Annotated in this window: 21 protein-coding genes; 11 read left to right on the top strand and 10 right to left on the bottom strand. The window is 63.2% G+C overall.

Annotation, left to right across the window (positions count from 1 at the left end; all coding sequences use genetic code 11):
• Nucleotides 1-33: 33 nt before the first annotated feature.
• From AB1N67_RS20780 to AB1N67_RS20765, 4 genes are all read right to left on the bottom strand, one after another.
• A complete protein-coding gene (locus AB1N67_RS20780) occupies nucleotides 34-375 on the bottom strand; it encodes a HopJ type III effector protein (RefSeq protein WP_043209605.1) in 342 nt (113 codons plus the stop codon).
• Nucleotides 368-664 (bottom strand): DUF1244 domain-containing protein, encoded by a 297-nt coding sequence (locus AB1N67_RS20775; protein ID WP_043209604.1) that lies wholly within the window; start codon nucleotides 662-664, stop codon nucleotides 368-370. The genes AB1N67_RS20780 and AB1N67_RS20775 overlap by 8 nt, the downstream gene beginning before the upstream one ends.
• A 10-nt stretch (nucleotides 665-674) precedes the next feature.
• Nucleotides 675-1,367, bottom strand: a complete 693-nt coding sequence (gene folM / locus AB1N67_RS20770; protein ID WP_043209603.1) for a dihydromonapterin reductase — start codon at nucleotides 1,365-1,367, stop codon at nucleotides 675-677.
• Between the two features lie 78 nt (nucleotides 1,368-1,445).
• A complete protein-coding gene (locus AB1N67_RS20765; RefSeq protein WP_043209601.1) occupies nucleotides 1,446-2,018 on the bottom strand; it encodes an antibiotic biosynthesis monooxygenase in 573 nt (190 codons plus the stop codon).
• 180 nt (nucleotides 2,019-2,198) lie between these two features.
• Between AB1N67_RS20765 and AB1N67_RS20760 the strand changes: the two genes are divergently transcribed.
• Complete coding sequence (locus AB1N67_RS20760) at nucleotides 2,199-3,167, top strand: MerR family transcriptional regulator (protein WP_253131666.1); 969 nt, start codon at nucleotides 2,199-2,201, stop codon at nucleotides 3,165-3,167.
• Here the strand turns inward: AB1N67_RS20760 and AB1N67_RS20755 are convergent.
• Both AB1N67_RS20755 and AB1N67_RS20750 read right to left on the bottom strand, forming a co-directional pair.
• Nucleotides 3,164-3,757: a hypothetical protein gene (locus AB1N67_RS20755; protein WP_043209597.1), complete on the bottom strand. Its 594-nt coding sequence runs from the start codon at nucleotides 3,755-3,757 to the stop codon at nucleotides 3,164-3,166. The genes AB1N67_RS20760 and AB1N67_RS20755 overlap by 4 nt on opposite strands.
• 59 nt (nucleotides 3,758-3,816) lie before the next feature.
• On the bottom strand, nucleotides 3,817-4,254 hold the full coding sequence (locus AB1N67_RS20750) for a PAS domain S-box protein (RefSeq protein WP_043209595.1): 438 nt from the start codon (nucleotides 4,252-4,254) through the stop codon (nucleotides 3,817-3,819).
• Nucleotides 4,255-4,359: 105 nt separating this feature from the next.
• Between AB1N67_RS20750 and AB1N67_RS20745 the strand changes: the two genes are divergently transcribed.
• Nucleotides 4,360-4,815 (top strand): flavodoxin, encoded by a 456-nt coding sequence (locus AB1N67_RS20745; protein WP_090346822.1) that lies wholly within the window; start codon nucleotides 4,360-4,362, stop codon nucleotides 4,813-4,815.
• A gap of 102 nt (nucleotides 4,816-4,917) precedes the next feature.
• On the opposite strand, the gene AB1N67_RS20740 is transcribed toward AB1N67_RS20745, so the two are convergent.
• Entirely contained in the window at nucleotides 4,918-5,805 is an 888-nt protein-coding gene (locus AB1N67_RS20740; RefSeq protein WP_090346823.1) for a LysR family transcriptional regulator, read from the bottom strand.
• A gap of 98 nt (nucleotides 5,806-5,903) precedes the next feature.
• On the opposite strand from AB1N67_RS20740, the gene AB1N67_RS20735 reads away from it, so the two are divergent.
• The 5 genes from AB1N67_RS20735 to AB1N67_RS20715 all read left to right on the top strand — a co-directional run bounded on the left by AB1N67_RS20735 (nucleotide 5,904) and on the right by AB1N67_RS20715 (nucleotide 11,570).
• Nucleotides 5,904-6,290 carry a CidA/LrgA family protein gene (locus AB1N67_RS20735; protein WP_043209588.1) on the top strand — a complete coding sequence of 129 codons (387 nt, stop codon included), beginning with the start codon at nucleotides 5,904-5,906 and terminating at the stop codon, nucleotides 6,288-6,290.
• Entirely contained in the window at nucleotides 6,280-6,966 is a 687-nt protein-coding gene (locus AB1N67_RS20730; protein WP_070576323.1) for an LrgB family protein, read from the top strand. Before AB1N67_RS20735 ends, AB1N67_RS20730 begins: the two co-directional genes overlap by 11 nt.
• A 176-nt stretch (nucleotides 6,967-7,142) precedes the next feature.
• Nucleotides 7,143-8,048, top strand: coding sequence for an alpha/beta fold hydrolase (locus tag AB1N67_RS20725; RefSeq protein ID WP_102081602.1), 906 nt, complete (start codon nucleotides 7,143-7,145; stop codon nucleotides 8,046-8,048).
• A gap of 354 nt (nucleotides 8,049-8,402) precedes the next feature.
• Nucleotides 8,403-8,873 carry a hypothetical protein gene (locus tag AB1N67_RS20720; RefSeq protein ID WP_367863346.1) on the top strand — a complete coding sequence of 157 codons (471 nt, stop codon included), beginning with the start codon at nucleotides 8,403-8,405 and terminating at the stop codon, nucleotides 8,871-8,873.
• A gap of 3 nt (nucleotides 8,874-8,876) precedes the next feature.
• A complete protein-coding gene (locus AB1N67_RS20715) occupies nucleotides 8,877-11,570 on the top strand; it encodes a hypothetical protein (RefSeq protein ID WP_367863345.1) in 2,694 nt (897 codons plus the stop codon).
• Between the two features lie 40 nt (nucleotides 11,571-11,610).
• Here AB1N67_RS20715 and AB1N67_RS20710 read toward each other — a convergent pair whose 3' ends face one another.
• Nucleotides 11,611-12,393 carry an IclR family transcriptional regulator gene (locus AB1N67_RS20710; protein ID WP_182816385.1) on the bottom strand — a complete coding sequence of 261 codons (783 nt, stop codon included), beginning with the start codon at nucleotides 12,391-12,393 and terminating at the stop codon, nucleotides 11,611-11,613.
• A gap of 198 nt (nucleotides 12,394-12,591) precedes the next feature.
• Between AB1N67_RS20710 and hmgA the strand changes: the two genes are divergently transcribed.
• The 3 genes from hmgA to maiA are packed head-to-tail and all read left to right on the top strand — an operon-like array spanning nucleotide 12,592 to nucleotide 15,834.
• The gene (gene hmgA / locus AB1N67_RS20705) at nucleotides 12,592-13,893 is read left to right on the top strand and encodes a homogentisate 1,2-dioxygenase (RefSeq protein WP_043209578.1); all 1,302 of its coding nucleotides are present in this window, start codon (nucleotides 12,592-12,594) and stop codon (nucleotides 13,891-13,893) included.
• A 3-nt stretch (nucleotides 13,894-13,896) separates the two neighbouring features.
• Complete coding sequence (fahA, locus tag AB1N67_RS20700; protein WP_250033980.1) at nucleotides 13,897-15,189, top strand: fumarylacetoacetase; 1,293 nt, start codon at nucleotides 13,897-13,899, stop codon at nucleotides 15,187-15,189.
• 12 nt (nucleotides 15,190-15,201) lie between these two features.
• Nucleotides 15,202-15,834 (top strand): maleylacetoacetate isomerase, encoded by a 633-nt coding sequence (gene maiA, locus AB1N67_RS20695; protein ID WP_090346825.1) that lies wholly within the window; start codon nucleotides 15,202-15,204, stop codon nucleotides 15,832-15,834.
• Here maiA and AB1N67_RS20690 read toward each other — a convergent pair.
• Nucleotides 15,828-16,634 carry a SirB1 family protein gene (locus tag AB1N67_RS20690; protein WP_070576309.1) on the bottom strand — a complete coding sequence of 269 codons (807 nt, stop codon included), beginning with the start codon at nucleotides 16,632-16,634 and terminating at the stop codon, nucleotides 15,828-15,830. The two genes, maiA and AB1N67_RS20690, sit on opposite strands and share 7 nt — an antisense overlap.
• Before the next feature lie 124 nt (nucleotides 16,635-16,758).
• Here AB1N67_RS20690 and AB1N67_RS20685 point away from each other — a divergent pair, with 124 nt between their 5' ends.
• Nucleotides 16,759-17,778, top strand: a complete 1,020-nt coding sequence (locus tag AB1N67_RS20685) for a Glu/Leu/Phe/Val dehydrogenase dimerization domain-containing protein (protein WP_090346826.1) — start codon at nucleotides 16,759-16,761, stop codon at nucleotides 17,776-17,778.
• A 7-nt stretch (nucleotides 17,779-17,785) separates the two neighbouring features.
• Here AB1N67_RS20685 and AB1N67_RS20680 read toward each other — a convergent pair whose 3' ends face one another.
• Entirely contained in the window at nucleotides 17,786-18,046 is a 261-nt protein-coding gene (locus tag AB1N67_RS20680; RefSeq protein ID WP_043207364.1) for a YebG family protein, read from the bottom strand.
• Nucleotides 18,047-18,056 lie beyond the last annotated feature (10 nt).

Genomic DNA, 18,056 nt, shown 5'->3' with positions numbered 1-18,056 from the left:
GGTGGCCTGGGCCGCAAAGCGGCCCCGGCGATATCAGGCGTTACGCTTGAGCGGCTGCTCGGCGAAGGTGACGCCGGCCAGCCCGTGCTTGATAAGTGCACGGATGTTGCCATGGTCGCTGCCTTCGGGGGTGGCCAGCACGCTGCGGTAGTGCTCGCCAAACGCCAACAAGGCTTCCTGGTCGCTCAAGCCTTCGAGCAGGGCCAGGCCCAGGGTCTTGCACGAGCCTTCGTTCTGGCCGGCGGCGTTCTCAACGCCACCATTGCTGAAGGCCTGGGGCTGGTAGCTGTAGTTCGCGGCGATGAACGCCAGGGTGTCGGCGAAAACATGCTCGCCGCTGGCGAGGCTGTTACGCAGGGTGGACAGATCAGTCACGTGGCTTTCCTTTTTCGAACGCCGCTTGTTGGTCGGCGCTGGCTTCTTTCTGGTACTGGGCTTTCCAATCGGCATAGGGCATGCCGTAGACCTTCTCGCGGGCATCGTCCAGGCTGACGTCGATCTGGCGCTCGTCGGCGGCGGCCTTGTACCACTTGGACAGGCAGTTGCGGCAGAAGCCGGAGAGGTTCATCAGGTCGATGTTCTGCACGTCGGTGCGCTTTTGCAGGTGTTCGACCAGGCGCCGGAACGCGGCGGCCTCGAGTTCGAGCTGTTGTTGCGGGGTCATGGGGCTTCCCTCAGGTCATGCGATTCTTCAGGTGGCGGCCACCGTTGATGACCACCTGGCTGCCGGTGCTGTATTGGCTTTCGAGCAGGAACATCACCGCCTCGATCAGCGGGCGGGCGCCGGGCTCGAACTCCAGCAGGGCTTTTTTCAGGGTCTGCTGGCGGTAGGCGTCGTCGCCACCTTCCTTGAGGATCAGCAGGCCCGGCAGGATACCGTTGACGCGCACCTTCGGCGCGTATTTTTCGGCGAACGACAGCACCATGTTCTGCAGCGCGGCCTTGGTCGCGGCGTAGCCGATGTGGCTCTTGCTGCCGCGTGAGGAAGTTTCGTCGCAGATGTGGATGATGTCGGCCTTCTCGACCTTGCCTAGCAAATCGCCCAGGGCCAGGTTGAGGTGATAGGGCGCCTCGACGTGCAGGCGGAACATGGTCTGCAGGTTGTCCAGGCCATCGTCCAGCCACAGCGAGGCGTTGTGGATGATCGCGCGCAAGCCGTCGTAATGGCTTTGCAGGTACTCGATCAGCGCCTGGCGGTCGGCCTCCTGGCACAGGTCGGCGCGAAACTGCACGATGTTCGGGTGGGGCGTTTGTGGGTGAATGCTGCGGCTGGCGCTGACCACCGTATGGCCGGCCTGTGCCAGTTCAAGGGCCAGGGCCAGTCCGACGCGCTGGCTGGCGCCGGTGACGAGGATTGGGCTGTTCATGATCGGGGCGTCAACTTGTCTGTCCTTGCATTGATGCCCCAGCATACCCGAACTGTTTCGCTCTTGTGCGGCTGCGCCTCAGCGGCTGCGCAGCCCGCGCGATGCCTGGCCGGTGGCAGGTACTGTTGGGTTCAGCCAGCCGGCCAGCAGACGGGTGGACAGCGGGATGAACAGATAGACCATCACCGGCGTCAGGGCCAGGGTGCTGATCAGTACCCGTGGCAGCAGATCCAGCGGCGCCAGCCAGTGGCCGAACAGCACGTTGAACAGCAGCGAGACCGGAAAGAATGCCAGCCAGATGGCGGTTGCTTGCTTCCAGCGTGGCGGTTTTTGCACTGTATTGGTGCCGAACCAGTCGTCCAGGCCGCTGACGCGCCTCTCTTTGGGGCGCTCGAACAGGCCGTCGCCACGTTGCAGCCAGGCCCGACGCGAGGCCGAATGCTCCCAGGCGTGCAGAGTGGATTCGTTGGTGAAGCGGAAGATGATCTGGAACTCATCGCCCTCGGCCGGTGGCGCGAGGATGCCCGAGCCCAAATAGCCGGGGAAGTCGGTGGCCAACTGCTCGCCTTCATGAAGCCAGGCCAGCAGGTCCTGGTAACGGCCATGGGCGGCGCGGCGCGACACCATCAGGGTGACGGGAGGGGTAGACATCGTGTATCTCCTGGCGACGGGGCTGGCGGGTAGCTGGCCCCTAGGCTTACATCGCCCGGGGTGGTGGGCGATGCGAGCAGGCTTGCAAGAATCGGGCACGGATTATCGCTCAGGATTCGTGACCGGTCAGTGTCAGCCGGCGGATGGTTGCACTGACCTGGCGGAGTGTCCCGGCGTAGAATGCAGAATCTGAAACAAGAGGCGTTGTCCGTGCACATCAATGATCAGGTGGCCACCTCGGCCGGCCTGGAACACCAAGAGCTGTTCCCCATTCGCGAAGTGGCCCGGCTGACCGGTGTCAACCCTGTGACCCTGCGCGCTTGGGAGCGCCGCTACGGGTTGATCCAGCCCACCCGCACCGACAGTGGCCATCGTCTCTATTCCCAGGCCGATATCGACGATATCCGCAGCATCCTCGGCTGGCTGGAGCGTGGCGTGGCGGTGAGCAAGGTGGGCAGTATCCTGGCCCGCAATCAGGGCGTGACGCAGGATGGCCAAGGCGCCGGCAATGCCGAGGAGCTGGCCGGCTGGCGCGGCCAGGTGCAGGAGGCGACCCAGCGTTTCGATGGCCTGGCACTGGAACGGTTGTTCGACCAAGTGTTTGCCTGCCATGCCCTGGACGCGGTGTTCGATGAGGTCTTCATGCCTGTCTGGCGCGGCTTGCGAGCGGGGCAGGGCAATTTTGGCCGGGTCAGTGAGTGGTTGTTCCTCGACCAGTTTTTGCGAGGCAAGGTGCTGCTGAGACTGCAGCTGTCGCGCGGGCCCTGGAGCCAGCGCGTGGTGCTGGCGCCGTTGTCGGGCCAATGCCATGAGCTGGAGTTGCTGGTGGCGGGGCTGTTGCTGGGCAGCGACGAGGTGGGCGTCACGGTGCTGGCGACCGGGCAGCCCATGGAGGAGCTGGCGCTGGTGTGCGAGCGCCTCGCGCCCGATGCCTTGGTGATGTTCTCCCATCAGCCCCCCACTCAGGCGCTGGGCAAGCGCCTGGCGCGGCTGACCCTCGGCGTTGGGTGTCCGGTGGTGCTGGCGGGGGAGGTGGCGGAGCTGGCCCAGGAACAGCTGGGCGGTAGCCCGGTCGCCTGCCTTGGCGCGCAAGGCAGCCTGATGCGCAGGCGCTTGCGCCAGTACCTGGCCGGGCAGTTGGATACTTAGGCGTGCATCTGCTGATGGGCCTGGAGGATGTACTCGCGCAGGCGCTCGAGGTCGTCGGCCGGGCTGCGGGACAGGTCGTAGGCGGCCAGGTCCGGGCCGATGCGCCGGCGCAGCACGCCTTTGAGGCGGATGGGTTCGATGCCCTCGGGGGCGAAGTTCAGGGCGAAGCGCACCGGCGCCTCGGGTAGATCCCGCACTTGCACCAAGGTGCCTTTGGAGGAAATGTCCCGGATCCACAGGCCGCTCTGCTTGCCATGGGTATCCAGCAGCGGGGCCGGCTGCTCCAGCGAAAGACGCCAAGGGCGCGGGGTGGGGCCTTCTTCGAAGATTTCAGGCGAACCCACCTGCAGATGCACGGCATGGAACTCGTCTTCGACCAGCTGCAGCGGGAAGCTGATCTGCTGGTTGTTGTACTGGGCCTGAAGCGTGACTTGCTCATTAGCCACCAGGCGGGCGAGCAGTTCCTGCACATGGCGGTCGCCATTGACCAGCAGACTCGACATGGAGTCGGACACATTGAACTGGGGCGAATGCTGCATGTCCTGGATGAAATCCAGTTCGTCCTGGGTCAGGAGGGCATGTGCTTGCATGATCGGGCTCGAAGGTAGCGATTTCTTCAAGGGGATTGACCGCGCGCAAAGCGCTTCGTTCAGCTACGTTCGTCGGATTCCAGCGCGTGCAGCCGGGCCTGCGCTTGGGCCAGTGCCCGCTCCAGTTCTACCTGACGGCTGACGTCCTTCTGGATGCCGATGAAATAAGTGCGCTGGTCGGCGGGGTTGTGCACCGGCGTGATCGACAGCTCGTTCCAGAAGGCGCTGCCATCTTTGCGGTAGTTGCGCAGCACCTCCCGGCATGGCCGGCCTTCGGTCAGGGCCCTGCGGATTCGCGCGCGGCCGAGTTGGTCGCGATCATCGGCCTGCAGGAAGCGGCAGTCCTGGTAGAGAATTTCGTTGCGGGCATAGCCAGTCAGGCGTTCGAACGCTGCGTTCACGTAGATCAGGATGGTGTCGTCGCCTTCCTGTTCGGCGACCACGATTCCGTCGTTCGATGCATCGATCATCGATTGCAGCAGTTGCGCGTTGATCATGTCCGGGCCTTGGGCAAGCGGGGGACTTTGGTGGGAGTGCGGCCTTTTGCCACGGGTGAATGCTAGTATCCTACGTTTTCACTCAGTTTCGGAATCCTCTGCCCGATGAAAGTCGCCATTATTTCAGGCTCGGTGTATGGCACCGCCGAAGAAGTCGCCCGTCACGCCGAGTCTGTGCTCAAAGCCGCCGGTTTCGATGCCTGGCATGCCGCCCGTGCCAACCTCCAAGACCTGCAGGGCTTTGCCCCGGATGCCTTGCTGGCCGTGACCTCCACCACTGGCATGGGCGAGCTGCCGGACAACCTGATGCCGCTGTACAGCACGATCCGCGACATTCTGCCGGCGGCCTGGCGAGGATTGCCCGGCGCGGTGATCGGCTTGGGCGATTCCAGCTATGGCGATACCTACTGCGGTGGTGGCGAGCAGATGCGCGAGCTGTTTGCCGAACTGGGCGTGCGGGAAGTACTGCCGATGCTGCGCTTGGATGCCAGCGAGACCGTGACCCCCGAGGCTGATGCCGAGCCGTGGCTGGCTGAGCTGGCGGCGGCGCTCAAGGTTTGATACGGGCGCATACCTAACACGGCCCGTTCGCGGGTGAACCCCTACAAGCTCAACGCAATCCTTGTGGGCGCGGGTTTACCCGCGAACAGGACGTCGCCGCGGCTACAGGCCTGACGCAGGCCGTTCGCGCACCAACTGCAACCACGCCTGTGCTGCTTTCGACAGGTAGGCCCCACGGCGCCAGATGAACGCGATGTCCCAGCGCAGATCCGGTGGGTTCAATGGCACCCGCACCACGCCTGGACGTTCCAGAGCCCGCGCCACGACCCGCGGCAGCAGCACCACCCCTTGCCCGGCCGCCACCAGTGCGGCCAGAAAGTCCGCTTGCCCGCTGCGTCCCCCTTCCTTGGGCGTGAAACCTAGTTGTTGGCAGGCACCGAGCAGCCGGTCATTGAGCACGAAACTGCGCTGATACAGCAGAAATGGTGTGTCCGCCAACTGCAGCAACTCGATCTGGAGCTCCTTCGCCAAGGCATGCGCCTGGGGCAACAGCGCATCGAGCGGCTCATCGCAGAATGGCTGGTACTCGAACGCCGGGTCCGTGGGCGTGATGCAACCGCCCAGCTCCAGTTCGCCACTGCTGACGGCCTGTTCCACCGTGCGGCTGCCGCCCTCGATCAGCTGGATCGAAATGTTCGGGTGACGCCGCCGGTATTCGGCGAACAAACCGGCGAACAGCGCATCGCTGCCCAGCAGCGGCAAACCCAGGCGCAGTTCGCCGCGGGCCATCTGGCTGAGATCGTCCAGCTCGTTTTGCAGCTCCTGGCGCTGGCGCAGCAATGCCTCGCCGCGTGCCAGGACGATGCGCCCGGCGGCGGTCAGGTGCAATTGCGAGCCTTGGCGCTCCAGCAAGGGCTGACCTAGGGCCTGCTCGAGTTGCGCGACTTGTTTGCTCACGGCGGACTGGCTGATGTGCAGGGTCTGCGCCGCCTGGGTGAAGCCCCCGCGGTGCACGACTTCGATGAAGCTGCGAAGCTGCTTGAATTCCATGTTTCGAATTCCGTTTTGGAATGGCGATCAGTCTAACAATTCGCTTCTGGCCTAGGCAGGGCAAATCTAGAATGGACCCCAGCCGAGGACCCTTCCCAATGAAACCCGCCTTACTGAAAAAATACCTGCGCCTGCTCGTCGAGCTGGCGGTCCTGCTTGCCTTGTTTCTGCTCGGCGGCCAGCTTTCCACTTGGCTGGGATGGCCGATCCCGGGTGGGGTGATGGGCTTGGCCTTGCTCCTGCTGTTGTTCGCCTGCGGCGTGCTCAAACCTGCCACCTTGCAGGCCGGCGCGGGTTGGTTGATGGCTGAAATGCTGCTGTTTTTCATTCCGGCGCTGATGAGCCTGCTGGACTACGGTGGCCTGCTGCGCAGCGAGGGTTGGCGCATCCTGCTGGTGATCGCAGTGAGCACCCTGATGGTGATGGTGGTGACCGCTGTCACGGTGGAACTGGTCTGCCGCTGGAGGCTGCGCCATGAGCCTTGAGCCAATGCCGTTGTTCTGGCTTGTCCTGACCCTTGTTGCTTACTTGGGCAGCCGCTGGCTGTACCGGCGCAGTGGGCGCTATGTCCTGTCGCCGCTGATTCTGGTGCCGGCATTGCTGTTGGCGGTGGCCGTGCCGCTGCACACTGCGTATGCCGAGTACGCGCGCGACACCCACTGGTTGATGGGCGTGCTGGGCCCGGTGACCGTGGCCTTCGCGGTGCCGATCTGGCAGCAGCGGATGATGCTGGCGCGCCATTGGCCGGCGCTGCTGGTGGGCATGCTGGCCGGTAGCATGGCTTCGATCGCCAGCTCCTGGGGCCTGGCGCACCTGCTGGCACTCGACAATGCGGTGAGCCGGTCGTTGTTGCCGCGCTCGATCACCACGCCCTTTGCCATGCCCTTGGCCCAAGACTTGGGCGGCGTGCCGGAGCTGACGGCGGTGTTCGTCATGTTCACCGGCGTACTTGGCGCCATGTTCGGGGGCGTGTTGCTGCGCGTGCTGCCTTTGCGTACGCCCCTGGCCCGTGGCGCGCTGTTTGGCGTCGGTGCCCATGGCGCTGGGGTCAGTCGGGCGCAGGAGGTGGGCCGTGAGGAAGGCTCGGTGGCCGGCTTGGTCATGGTGCTCACCGGCCTGCTCAACCTGTTCGCCGGCCCCCTGTTGGCAAGACTGCTGTGACCGTTCGTGCCCCTGACCCGCAAAGCCAGCAAGCTGGCTGCCAACGCAAGTTTCGTCGCCCGGTGTGCTGGCTAGACTGAGCCTCGACATAGAGAGCACATGTAAGTGCCGAGGTAACTTGCAATGAACGCAGCCCTGCCTTATGACGCCAACACTTATCTACCGGGACAACACTGATGCCACTGGCCGAAATACCATTGTGCGTCTGGCGTACCCGAGCTCAGAGTTTTGCCTTTCGGGGCCAGACCATCCGCTACTGGACAGCAGGGCAAGGAGAGCCACTGCTTCTACTTCACGGTTTCCCCACGGCCAGCTGGGATTGGCACTACCTGTGGGTACCCTTGACCCAGCGCTTTCGTGTGGTCGCTTGCGACATGCTCGGCTTTGGCGACTCGGCCAAGCCGCTGGACCATGACTACAGCCTGATGGAGCAAGCCGACCTGCAACAGGCCTTGCTCGCCCATCTGAACATCGATCAGCCTGTACATCTGCTGGCCCACGACTACGGCGGCACCGTTGCCCAGGAGTTGCTGGCGCGCCACTGTGAACAACGCATCGAGATCGCCAGCTGCGCGTTCCTCAACAGTGGGCTGTTCCCAGAGTGCTACCAGGTCTTGCTGGTGCAAAAGCTGCTGCTCAGCCCCCTAGGCTGGCTGGTGTCCCGCAGCTTTGGGCGCGATGACCTGGTGCGCAACGTTAGCCATATCTATGGCCCTTGCACGCACCCGAGCGAAAGTGCCCTGGATGATTATTGGAGTCTGATCGTTGCCAATCGCGGCACGCGCATCCTGCACAAGCTGATCGGTTACCTGCCCGAGCGACGCCTGCACCGTGAGCGCTGGGTGGGCGCCTTGCTGCGACGATGTGTACCGCTGCGTTTCATCAATGGCTTGGCCGATCCGCTGTCAGGCGCGCGGATGCTCGAGCGCTACCGGCAGTTGGTACCCGATCCCGACACCGTGGCGCTGCCGGGCATTGGGCACTATCCCCACACCGAGGCTCCGCAACAGGTGCTGCGCCATTACCTGTCGTTTCGTGAACAGCCGATGATCGAGGCGCCACGCAAGGTGGCCTGGTCCTAGGGGGTTGCAGGCATAAAAAAGGCCGCTGCATCGCAGCGGCCAATCGAGACGTTAGATCAAGGAGCTTCAAAATCAACGTCGGTGAACCTTGGTGGCCCGAAAGGCTGGGGGGCGCCTTCGTACCGATCCAATGCCGTAAGAATAGGTGTATCTCGAGGTGGGAAAAACACCTCCTTGTGACATTCACCTTTACATTGCCGGTGATAATCCTTCCCCTCGTCTCGAGGCTCATTGCGGCGTTTTCAGTAGGTTCTTCAGGTCTGAACGTAGGTTAGTACACCTGCATTTCCATCAGCTTTGTTCTTTCTGATTTCTGCACATTGCGATTTCCTACATTGCATTGAGACAGAAGTCATGAATTTTCCCTTGACCTTTCCTTCCACGGTCTCGCCTGTCGCTGGCCAGGATGTCCTGAGCGCTTTGGTCGTGTTGACCATGATGATGCAGGGCGAAGTTGCGCTTGCGCCCGGCTTGCCGCCTCGTGTCACGCCTGTCGACGATCCCGAGCGGTGGCTGGACGAACATTGGCAGGTCAAAAGCGATCACTGGTGGATGGAGCAGTCCCCGCTGCTGAATGAACAGCTTCGGGCGTTGCTGACTCTGCAGGTGCGAGCCCGTGCCTTGCGTCGTGGCGCTCCCAGACAGGACATCGAAGCTCTGCTGCCAGACGCTGATCCCGTCTTTGCATCCGTCTCACTGAAGACGAAAGAGGGTGAGCTGGTGCGTATTCCTGGCTTTGTGGCGCTGTGCGATAACCCCTATGACGATGAGCTGTCATTCGTCCTCTACGGCTTGGGGGCCGGTGTCTGGTTCGATAGCCATTAACGTATGGTCGAGACATTGGTCCGCTACCTGCGGGCGGATAATTGCTGGACACAGGGTCTGCCCGCCCGAGCGCGTGCGGCCCTGACGGACACCACGTCCGTCGAGCTGGTGTTGAGGCCGCTGCGGAGTCGACCTGAGGTGTATCTGCTTGAAGATATGCAGTTGCTGCAACGCCGGCTGGTCATCGACGGGCTTGCTGCTGAGCCTGAAAACGGTGAGGGTGCCGTTGCCCTTGTGCCCTTGTTCGAACAACTCCAAGCAAGCGTGGCCGATGCCGTCGGTGCTTTGCGCAAGGACCTGGCGCCGCAGTGGTTGCGACACCTGTCGCCTGCCGAGCGCGAGCGGTTGGCGAAGCTGCATCAGGCTGTGAACGAAACCGAGCGCCAACTGGCCGAGCAAACTCAGCACAGTGACTTCTATACCTATGCCAGCCAGCAACTTGACGCTTGGTTGACCGCTAAAGGGTTTGCGCAATTGTCTGCCGAACAGGTACGACTGCATGTCAGGCACGACTTCACAGCGGATGCGCCGCCGCAAATGGTTTCACTGCTCGAATGGGTCTGTGGCGGTGCTTACCATGGCAAGCGCCTGGCAATGACGATCCAGCACGAGGGCCTGCGCAAGGCCCTGGGCGACCAAGGCGTATGGTCGCTCGCCAATGAATTACAGCTGCATCGAGGTTATGTCGAGCGCGTCGAGCAGACCTATGCCCTCGACGAAAACCGCTATCTGCTGAGCAGAGCGCTGGATGCCAGGCTGCAACTCGCCAGGCAGGCGGCGGATTTCCAGGGCCTTGATCGCAGAGCGGTGCGGTTGCTCGAGCAGGCCACACAGGACACATGGGCGCAGCGCTCCGGAACAAGCACCATCACGGTGGCCCTGTTGTCCATCAATGGCGAAATGCTTCTGACCGATCATCTGTACATCTACAGCGATGATATCCATGTGCTCTATGCGCCCGGGTCGCCGGCGGGCGATCTGCAAGCGTTCAACTCACCTGGGCAGATGAGTTTCGCGCTGGGGGCACTGACCGCCATGCCTGCGGGGCGCGACTACCTCGTCGAGCGTGTCCGCCATGCCGACCGTCCTGCGTTGAATCGATATCTGACGCGTATAGCCAGCCTGCCTCAGGAATGGTCACGCGAGACGATCACCCTGCATCCGCAGGACATTGACGGCTGGCAGCAGGTGATCCAGCACTGGACCGAGTTGAGGGTGATGAAGATTCTCGACGATCTCGAAGAGATCCGGCCGGTGGTACCTGCCAGGCCGGACGGGACGCTGCAACGACTCGTGGACGACATCGACCACGAGTTGCGCGTGCTGATGACGGATTACCAGGCAGCTGCCCAGGTGCCGACGTTCATGGCCTATGCCCGTGACCGCGTGAGCGAGCGCATCAATCGTTTCCCGGGCAAGAAGGAGGGATGGATCGATGCCGATACCGTTCTGGTCGAGCTGGAGCATGGCGTTCGTCAGTCCTTGACCCAAGTGGTGGCCAGCGGATACCCCGCGGATTTCAATTTTAGGGACTTCGCCAGGCTGACGTCGACCGTGGGCCAGGACCTGTCCCATTTGAGCAACCGAGCGATCGATGGTTACATCCGGGCCGCCAGGCTCGGTGAGGGGTACTGCGATGAGATCCGCAAGAGTTATCTCGACCCGGACGCAGATGCCCAGTCCAGGCCGCTGGAGCTGCATCGCCACATCACAGGCATGAAAATTCAACGCGATTGTCTGGTGGAGCTGCAGAGCGGACGCCTCAGCGACGCGCATGCCGACTGGCTGAAACCGGTCTGCATGGCATTTCATCGGGGCAGTTTTGTCGACGATTGCAAATTGGCAATGCTGAAGATCAACGGGGCCGCTGTAGTCGGTGGGTACCTGCTGCAGTCGCCCCAGGCCAAGGGCACTTTGGTCTATCTCAGCGATGGGCCTGGTGGGCGGTACCTTTATACGGTCGAGGATTTTGTCGAGCAGTGGCGAAGCGATGCTCTGCAGGACTGGGTCTACGCGCATGTCTCGATTGACGATGAGCTGTTGATCCGCGAACTCAATGAGAGCGTGCGAAACGATGACTTCGCCGATGCGTCAGAAAGCAAGGGAAATGCGAGGATCGCCCGGTCGTTGCAGGTGCTGTACAACATCCGGGATCTTTCGGTTGCTCTACGCCAGCGTATACAGCGCTTGCTGGCCGATGCGAAACGCGATGCCTACAGCGCGGCGAGGCGTATCACCCAAGAGGTGTTCTGGCTGGTCGGTCTGGTGGCGGATGTCATCGCCTTGGCGTTCCCGCCGGCGCGAATCGTTCTGGGCTTCATCAAGGCCGGTGCTGGGTTCTACCGCAGCCTCGCGGCGTTGCGTGATGGCGATAAGACGGCAGCACTGTTATCCCTGCTCGGAGCCGTCGCCAGCTTGCCCGGGATTACGGATGTGGTGAAGTTCTATGGTACCCAGCTGGTTGATCGAGGCAGCAAACTCTGGTCGACGTTGTTTCCTGGGGAGTCATCCGCACTGAGTCTATGGGTGAAGAACCAAGTCGAGGCACTCAAAGCGTTCTATGAGCGGCATGAGGTGTTCAAGGAGCTTGGCTCGGGTGCTTTCCAACCGTTGAATAAACGATTCGAGGAAGAGTTGTCGTGGTATACGCAACTGGTTGCTTCCACAGAGCAATCAGCCCCTCGTCAGTTCACCTGAGGCCGCCATCGGGGTCAGGGACGGCACCTCAACGCATGAGCTAGGCCGCTGGCTCATACCCCATACGCTTGCTGACGGCGCCTGCCGCCGCCAGCAAGCGCTTCGCCGCCGGTCCCTGTTCGTCGGCATGAAAGATCGACGTCGGACCGACCACCGTCATCACCGCGGCAATCTGGCCCATGGCGTTGAACACCGGCGCGGACAGCGCGTCCACGCCGGGCATCAGCAAACCGTGCACGTGATGCAGCCCGCGTGCACGGATCTGGGCCAGCACGGGCTCGTAGTCGCTGAATGACTGGTCCATGGCGGCCAGCTCCTGGTCGCGCAGTTCCACTGTCTCGCGTTCGGGCAGGTGGGCGGCGAACACCAGGCCTGTGGACGAACTGAGCAGCGGCAGGACCGAGCCGATCTGCGTGACCACCGTCACCGCGCGCACCGCAGGCTCGATGCTGACCACCGTCGCCCCCTGATTGCCCCACACCGCAATGAAACAGCTTTCGTTGAGCTCGTCGCGCAGTTGCGACAGGGGCAGCGCCGCGACCTTCAGCACGTCGATGCTACCCAGCGCCGCCATGCCCACCCGCAGTGCCTCACGGCCCAGCCCATAATGGTTGGTGGCAGGATCCTGCTCGGCGAAGCCGCTGGCGATCAGCGCCTGCAAGTAGCGATGCACCTTGCTCGCCGGCATGTCCACGTGTTCGGCCAGTCGCGACAGCGACGTGGATGGAGAGAGTTCGGCAAGGGCTTTGAGAATGTCGGTGCCGACTTCCGCCGAGCGGACCTTCTGCTTGCCGTTGTCGGCAGGGGAGCTGGCTTTGGCCATGGGATGGGAATCCAGGGGAGACAGGTGGGCGTCTTTATAGCTTGACGCCTTTCGGCAATCAAATTACGTTATTCGTAATCTGATTACGATAAAAACAATGCAGACGCGCTGCAACGCCTGGAGTACTCACCGGAACGCGCCGGACAGGGCCAGCAGCCAGCTGCCAGCAACGGCTCTCATCGAGCCCGGAGGCACCCGATGAATCTCGATTCTTCCCCTGATCTTCAGTACCTGAGCGGCTTCGGCAACGAGTTCGCCAGTGAAGCGCTGCCCGGCGCCCTGCCGGTCGGGCAGAACTCCCCACAGAAAGCCCCTTACGGCCTGTACGCCGAACTGCTCTCGGGTACCGCGTTCACCATGGCCCGCAGCGAGCTGCGTCGTACCTGGCTGTACCGCATTCGTCCCTCGGCGCTGCACCCGCGCTTCGAGCGTCTGGAGCGTCAACCGCTGACCGGCCCGCTGGGCCAGATCACCCCCAACCGCCTGCGCTGGAGCCCCCAGCCGATCCCGTCCGAGCCCACCGATTTCATCGAAGGCTGGCTGCCGATGGTGGCCAACTCGGCCTCGGAGAAGCCGGCTGGCGTGAGCATCTACATCTATCGTGCCAATCGTTCCATGGAACGGGTGTTCTTCAATGCCGACGGCGAACTGCTACTGGTGCCGGAGCAAGGCCGCCTGCGCATCGCCACCGAACTGGGGGTGATGGAAGTCGAGCCGCTGGAGATCGCCGTGATCCCTCGGGGCATGAAGTTCCGCGTCGAGCTGCTCGACGGCCAGGCCCGTGGCTACATTGCCGAGAACCATGGTGCCCCGCTGCGCATCCCGGACCTGGGCCCGATCGGCAGCAATGGCCTGGCCAACCCGCGTGACTTCCTGACCCCAGTGGCGCGCTACGAAGAGGTCAGCGGGCCAGTGCAACTGGTGCAGAAGTTTCTCGGCGAACACTGGGCCTGCGAACTGCAGCACTCGCCGCTGGATGTGGTCGCCTGGCACGGCAGCAACGTGCCGTATAAGTACGACCTGCGTCGCTTCAATACCATCGGCACGGTCAGCTTCGACCATCCCGATCCTTCAATCTTCACCGTGCTCACCTCGCCGACCAGCGTCCACGGCATGGCCAACATGGACTTCGTGATCTTCCCGCCACGCTGGATGGTGGCCGAGAACACCTTCCGTCCACCTTGGTTCCACCGCAACCTGATGAACGAATTCATGGGCCTGATCCAGGGGGCCTACGACGCCAAGGCTGAAGGTTTCCTGCCGGGCGGTGCCTCGCTGCACGGTGTGATGAGCGCCCACGGGCCAGACGCCGAAACCTGCGAGAAGGCCATCGCCGCGGACCTCGCTCCGCACAAGATCGACAACACCATGGCATTCATGTTCGAGACCAGCCAGGTGCTGCGTCCGAGCCGTCATGCCCTCGAGTGCCCGCAACTGCAGGCCGACTACGATAGTTGCTGGGCCACCTTGCCGAGCACCTTCAACCCGAATCGGAGATAACCCATGAACCAGACCGCCATCGCCCGTAGCTGGGTCGAGCACGCCAACGGGCACAGCGACTTCCCGTTGCAGAACCTGCCCCTGGGCATCTTCAGCCGTCCAGGCCAGGCACCGCGTTGTGGCGTAGCCATCGGTGACGCGATCCTCGATCTGGAAGCCGTGCTGGGCGCCGGCCTGTTCGACGGCCAGGCCAAGGTCGCTGCCGAAGCCACCCGAGGCGGCGCGCTGAATGCGTTCTTCGCCCTGGGCCGTGAAGCCCGTGTGGCCTTGCGCGAGCGTTTGATGGTGCTGCTGGGCGAGCACAGCGAGCATCAAGCGGCCTTGAAGGCTGCCCTGTATCCGGCCAGCGATTGCCAACTGCACCTGCCTGCGAAGATCGGCGACTACACCGACTTCTACGTAGGCATCGAACACGCCAAGAACGTGGGCAAGCTGTTCCGCCCGGACAACCCGCTGCTGCCCAACTACAAATACGTGCCGATCGGTTACCACGGCCGTGCCTCCACCATCCGTCCCTCTGGTACCGACGTGCGCCGTCCCAAGGGCCAGACCCTGCCGGCCGGGCAGACCGAACCGAACTTCGGCCCGTGTGCGCGCCTGGACTACGAGCTGGAATTGGGCATCTGGATCGGCCAAGGCAACGACATGGGCCAGCCCATCCCGGTGAGCGACGCCGCTGAGCATGTGGCCGGCTACTGCCTGCTCAACGACTGGTCCGCGCGCGATATCCAGGCCTGGGAATACCAGCCACTGGGCCCGTTCCTGTCCAAGAGCTTCATCACCAGCATCTCGCCCTGGGTGGTTACCGCCGAAGCCCTCGAGCCGTTCCGTTGCGCCCAGGCGCCGCGTCCTGAAGGCGACCCGCAGCCCCTGTCCTACCTGCTGGACAAGCGTGACCAGGACGCGGGTGCCTTCGATATCGAACTGGAAGTGCTGCTGGTTACCGAGAAGATGCGCGAGCAGGGCCTGCCAGCCCATCGCCTGACCCTGAGCAACACCCGCAGCATGTACTGGACCGTGGCCCAGATGGTGGCTCACCACAGTGTCAACGGTTGCCAGTTGCAGCCGGGTGACCTGTTCGGTTCGGGCACGCTGTCCGGCGCCACGCCCGGCTCGTTCGGCAGCCTTCTGGAGATCACCGAAGGTGGCAAGCATCCGGTGGAGCTGGCCAGCGGCGAGGTGCGCAAGTTCCTGGAGGACGGCGACGAGATCATCCTGCGTGCCCGCTGCATCCGTGACGGCGTGGCGAGCATCGGCTTCGGCGAATGCCGCGGCAAGATCATCTCGGCCAACTGAGAGGTCAGGGCGATGGAGCTGTTCACCTATTACCGTTCCACTTCCTCGTATCGGGTACGCATCGCCTTGGCGCTCAAGGGGCTGGATTACCAGGCCCTGCCGGTCAACCTTCTCAAGGGCGAGCAGCGTGGGGCGCACTACCTGGCGCTCAACCCCCAGGGGCGAGTGCCCGCGCTGCGGACCGATGGCGGGGAGTTGCTGGTGCAGTCACCGGCGATCATCGAGTACCTCGAAGAGGTTTATCCACAACCTGCGCTGTTGCCGGCCAGTGCCGAGTCTCGGGCCAAAGTGCGGGGTGTGGCGGCGATCATCGGCTGCGACGTCCACCCGCTGCACAACGTCAGCGTGCTCAACCAGTTGCGTCAGTTGGGCCATGACGATACCCAGGTCAACCAGTGGATCGCCCACTGGATCGGCCAGGGCCTGGCGGCGGTGGAACAATTGATCGGTGATCGAGGCTTCTGCTTCGGTGACGAGCCGGGGTTGGCAGATGTCTACCTGATCCCTCAGCTCTACGCCGCCGAGCGATTCAATGTCGACCTCAGCGGCTATCCACGCATCGCTCGCGTGGCTGCTTTGGCACAGGCACACCCGGCCTTCGCCAAGGCGCATCCCTCCTGCCAGCCGGACACCCCGGCTCAGTGAATCGAACGCTTGGTCGACGGGAGTTGGCCAAGCCGTTCGCTCAATTTCAGACGTTGGATCGGGTCGTCGGTCAGCAGCAAGGCGTGCTCCAAGTCATAGCGCTCGGCCTGGGGGCAATCCAGGTGCTGGTAGAGCGTGGCGCGGGCCAGGTAGTCGCTTGCCAGTACCGGGCCTAGTTGCATCACCCGTTCGGCGTCGATCAAGGCGGCCAGGTCGTTTTCGTTGCTGCTGTGCAGATGACGCAGGTTGCGCGACAGGCGCTGGAGCATCTGCATGGGGGCTGCGCTGTGCATGTGTTCGGCGCTCAACGGCATATGGGGACCGAACTGGCGGGCCAGCAGTTCTCGGCAGTCGGCGGGGTACAACCGTCGCCCGCCACAGGGATCGAGCAAATGGTCGGCCCCGGGCACACGCAGCAGGAAGTGGCCGGGGAAGTTCACGCCCTCCAGGGGGATCGATAGGCGTCGCGCCAGTTCCAGGGCGAGGATGGCCAGGGTCAACGGCTGGCCGCGGCGGCGCTGCAAGACTTTGTCCATCAACGCCACCTGGGGTCGCAACGGATGGTATTCATCCTGCGCGAAACCCAGGGCATTGAGTTGACGCAGCAGGGGCTGGGCCAGCTCGTGGAGCGGCAGCATTGGCAGGTTGGCGCTGATTTCTCGCTGCAAGTCGTGCACTTGGGCGAGGCTCGCCGCCGGCTCTACCGTCCGGTCGTGCTCGGCCGCTATCCACAGCGTTGCTTCCAGCAGCGCGACAGGCTCGCGATCCAGGCAGGCCAGGCAGGCTTGACGTGGGTTCATGGGCACTCTCCGCATACGCTTATCTTTTAGCCTTGGCGCGTGCTTTCGTCCAGTGGTCCGCCAGAGGCTCGGAGCCTGGCGGCCTGCCTATACTGGAAGGAGCACCTCTCGGGGGAGCCCGTTGATGTTCGCGCTCATGCAAAGCACCCGCACCCAGTCCTTGCACCTGTGCATCGACCCGCCGACAGGCCTCAAGGCCGTCGTGGTCATTCATAGCGAGCAGTTGGGCCCGGCCATGGGCGGCTGTCGCTATCTACCCTACGCCGATGATGAAAGTGCCATGACCGACGCCATCCGTCTGGCCCAGGGCATGAGCTACAAGGCGGCATTGGCGGGCCTGCCTTTGGGGGGCGGCAAAGCGGTGATCGTGCGCAATCCGCATGTGGAAAACCGCGCCGCGCTGTTCGAAGCATTCGGCCGGTTCATCGATACCCTGCAGGGGCGCTTCATCACCGCCGTGGACAGCGGCACCTCCACCCTGGACATGGACTGCATCGCCCAGACCACACCCCATGTCACCAGCACCACAGCCTCAGGCGACCCGTCGCCGCATGCCGCGATGGGTGTGTTCGCGGGCATTCGCGCCACGTCCATGGCGCGTCTGGGCAGCGATAACCTGGAGGGGCTGCGCATCGCTGTGCAAGGCTTGGGCAATGTCGGCTATGCCTTGGCCGAACAGTTGCACGCGGCGGGCGCGGAATTATTGGTCAGCGACCTGGATCCTGGACGCGTGCGCCTGGCCGTGGAGCAATTGGGGGCACATCCTGTGACCAACGACGCGCTGATCAGCACTCCCTGCGATATCTTTGCCCCCTGTGGCGTCGGGCCGGTGCTCAATGGCCAGAGCGTGATGCAGTTGCGCTGCGCTGCCGTGGCAGGCGCGGCGAACAACCAGCTCACTACGCTGCAAGTGGCGGATCAGCTGGAAAATCGCGGCATCCTCTATGCGCCGGACTACGTGATCAATGCCGGTGGCCTGATCTATGTGGCCCTGACCCACCGGGGCGAGGACCTGGGCACCATCACCGCACACCTGGCGCGCATTCCCACGCGGCTGACCGAAGTGTTTGCCCATGCCCAGGCGGAGAAGCGTTCGCCAGCGCGGGTGGCGCAGATGCTGGCGGAGCGGTTGCTCTACGGATGAGCCTGGGTCATTCAGCCTGATTCTCAAGCAGCTCGGCCAAGGCATCCGGCTGGTTCTTGAAGGCCCGGGCGAACACGTCGCGGTTCTTGGCCATGTAGATGCCGGCTTCCTCGACTTGCTGTTCGCTCAACGATGGCACGGCCTTTTGCAGCACCTCGGCCAGGCGCTCGGCCAGTTCGAGCATTTTGTCGTGACGGTCTGCTTCGGCCTTATCCATGAACAAGCGCTCCGGGTCGCGGCTGCTGCGGTACACCACTTCGACGGCCATTCATCACCTC

Origin of the sequence: Pseudomonas guariconensis, assembly GCF_040822035.1 — a bacterium.
GTDB classification, from domain to species: domain Bacteria; phylum Pseudomonadota; class Gammaproteobacteria; order Pseudomonadales; family Pseudomonadaceae; genus Aquipseudomonas; species Aquipseudomonas guariconensis.
Note: the sequence above shows the minus strand (reverse complement) of the source record. Positions and strands in the feature narration are given on the sequence as shown.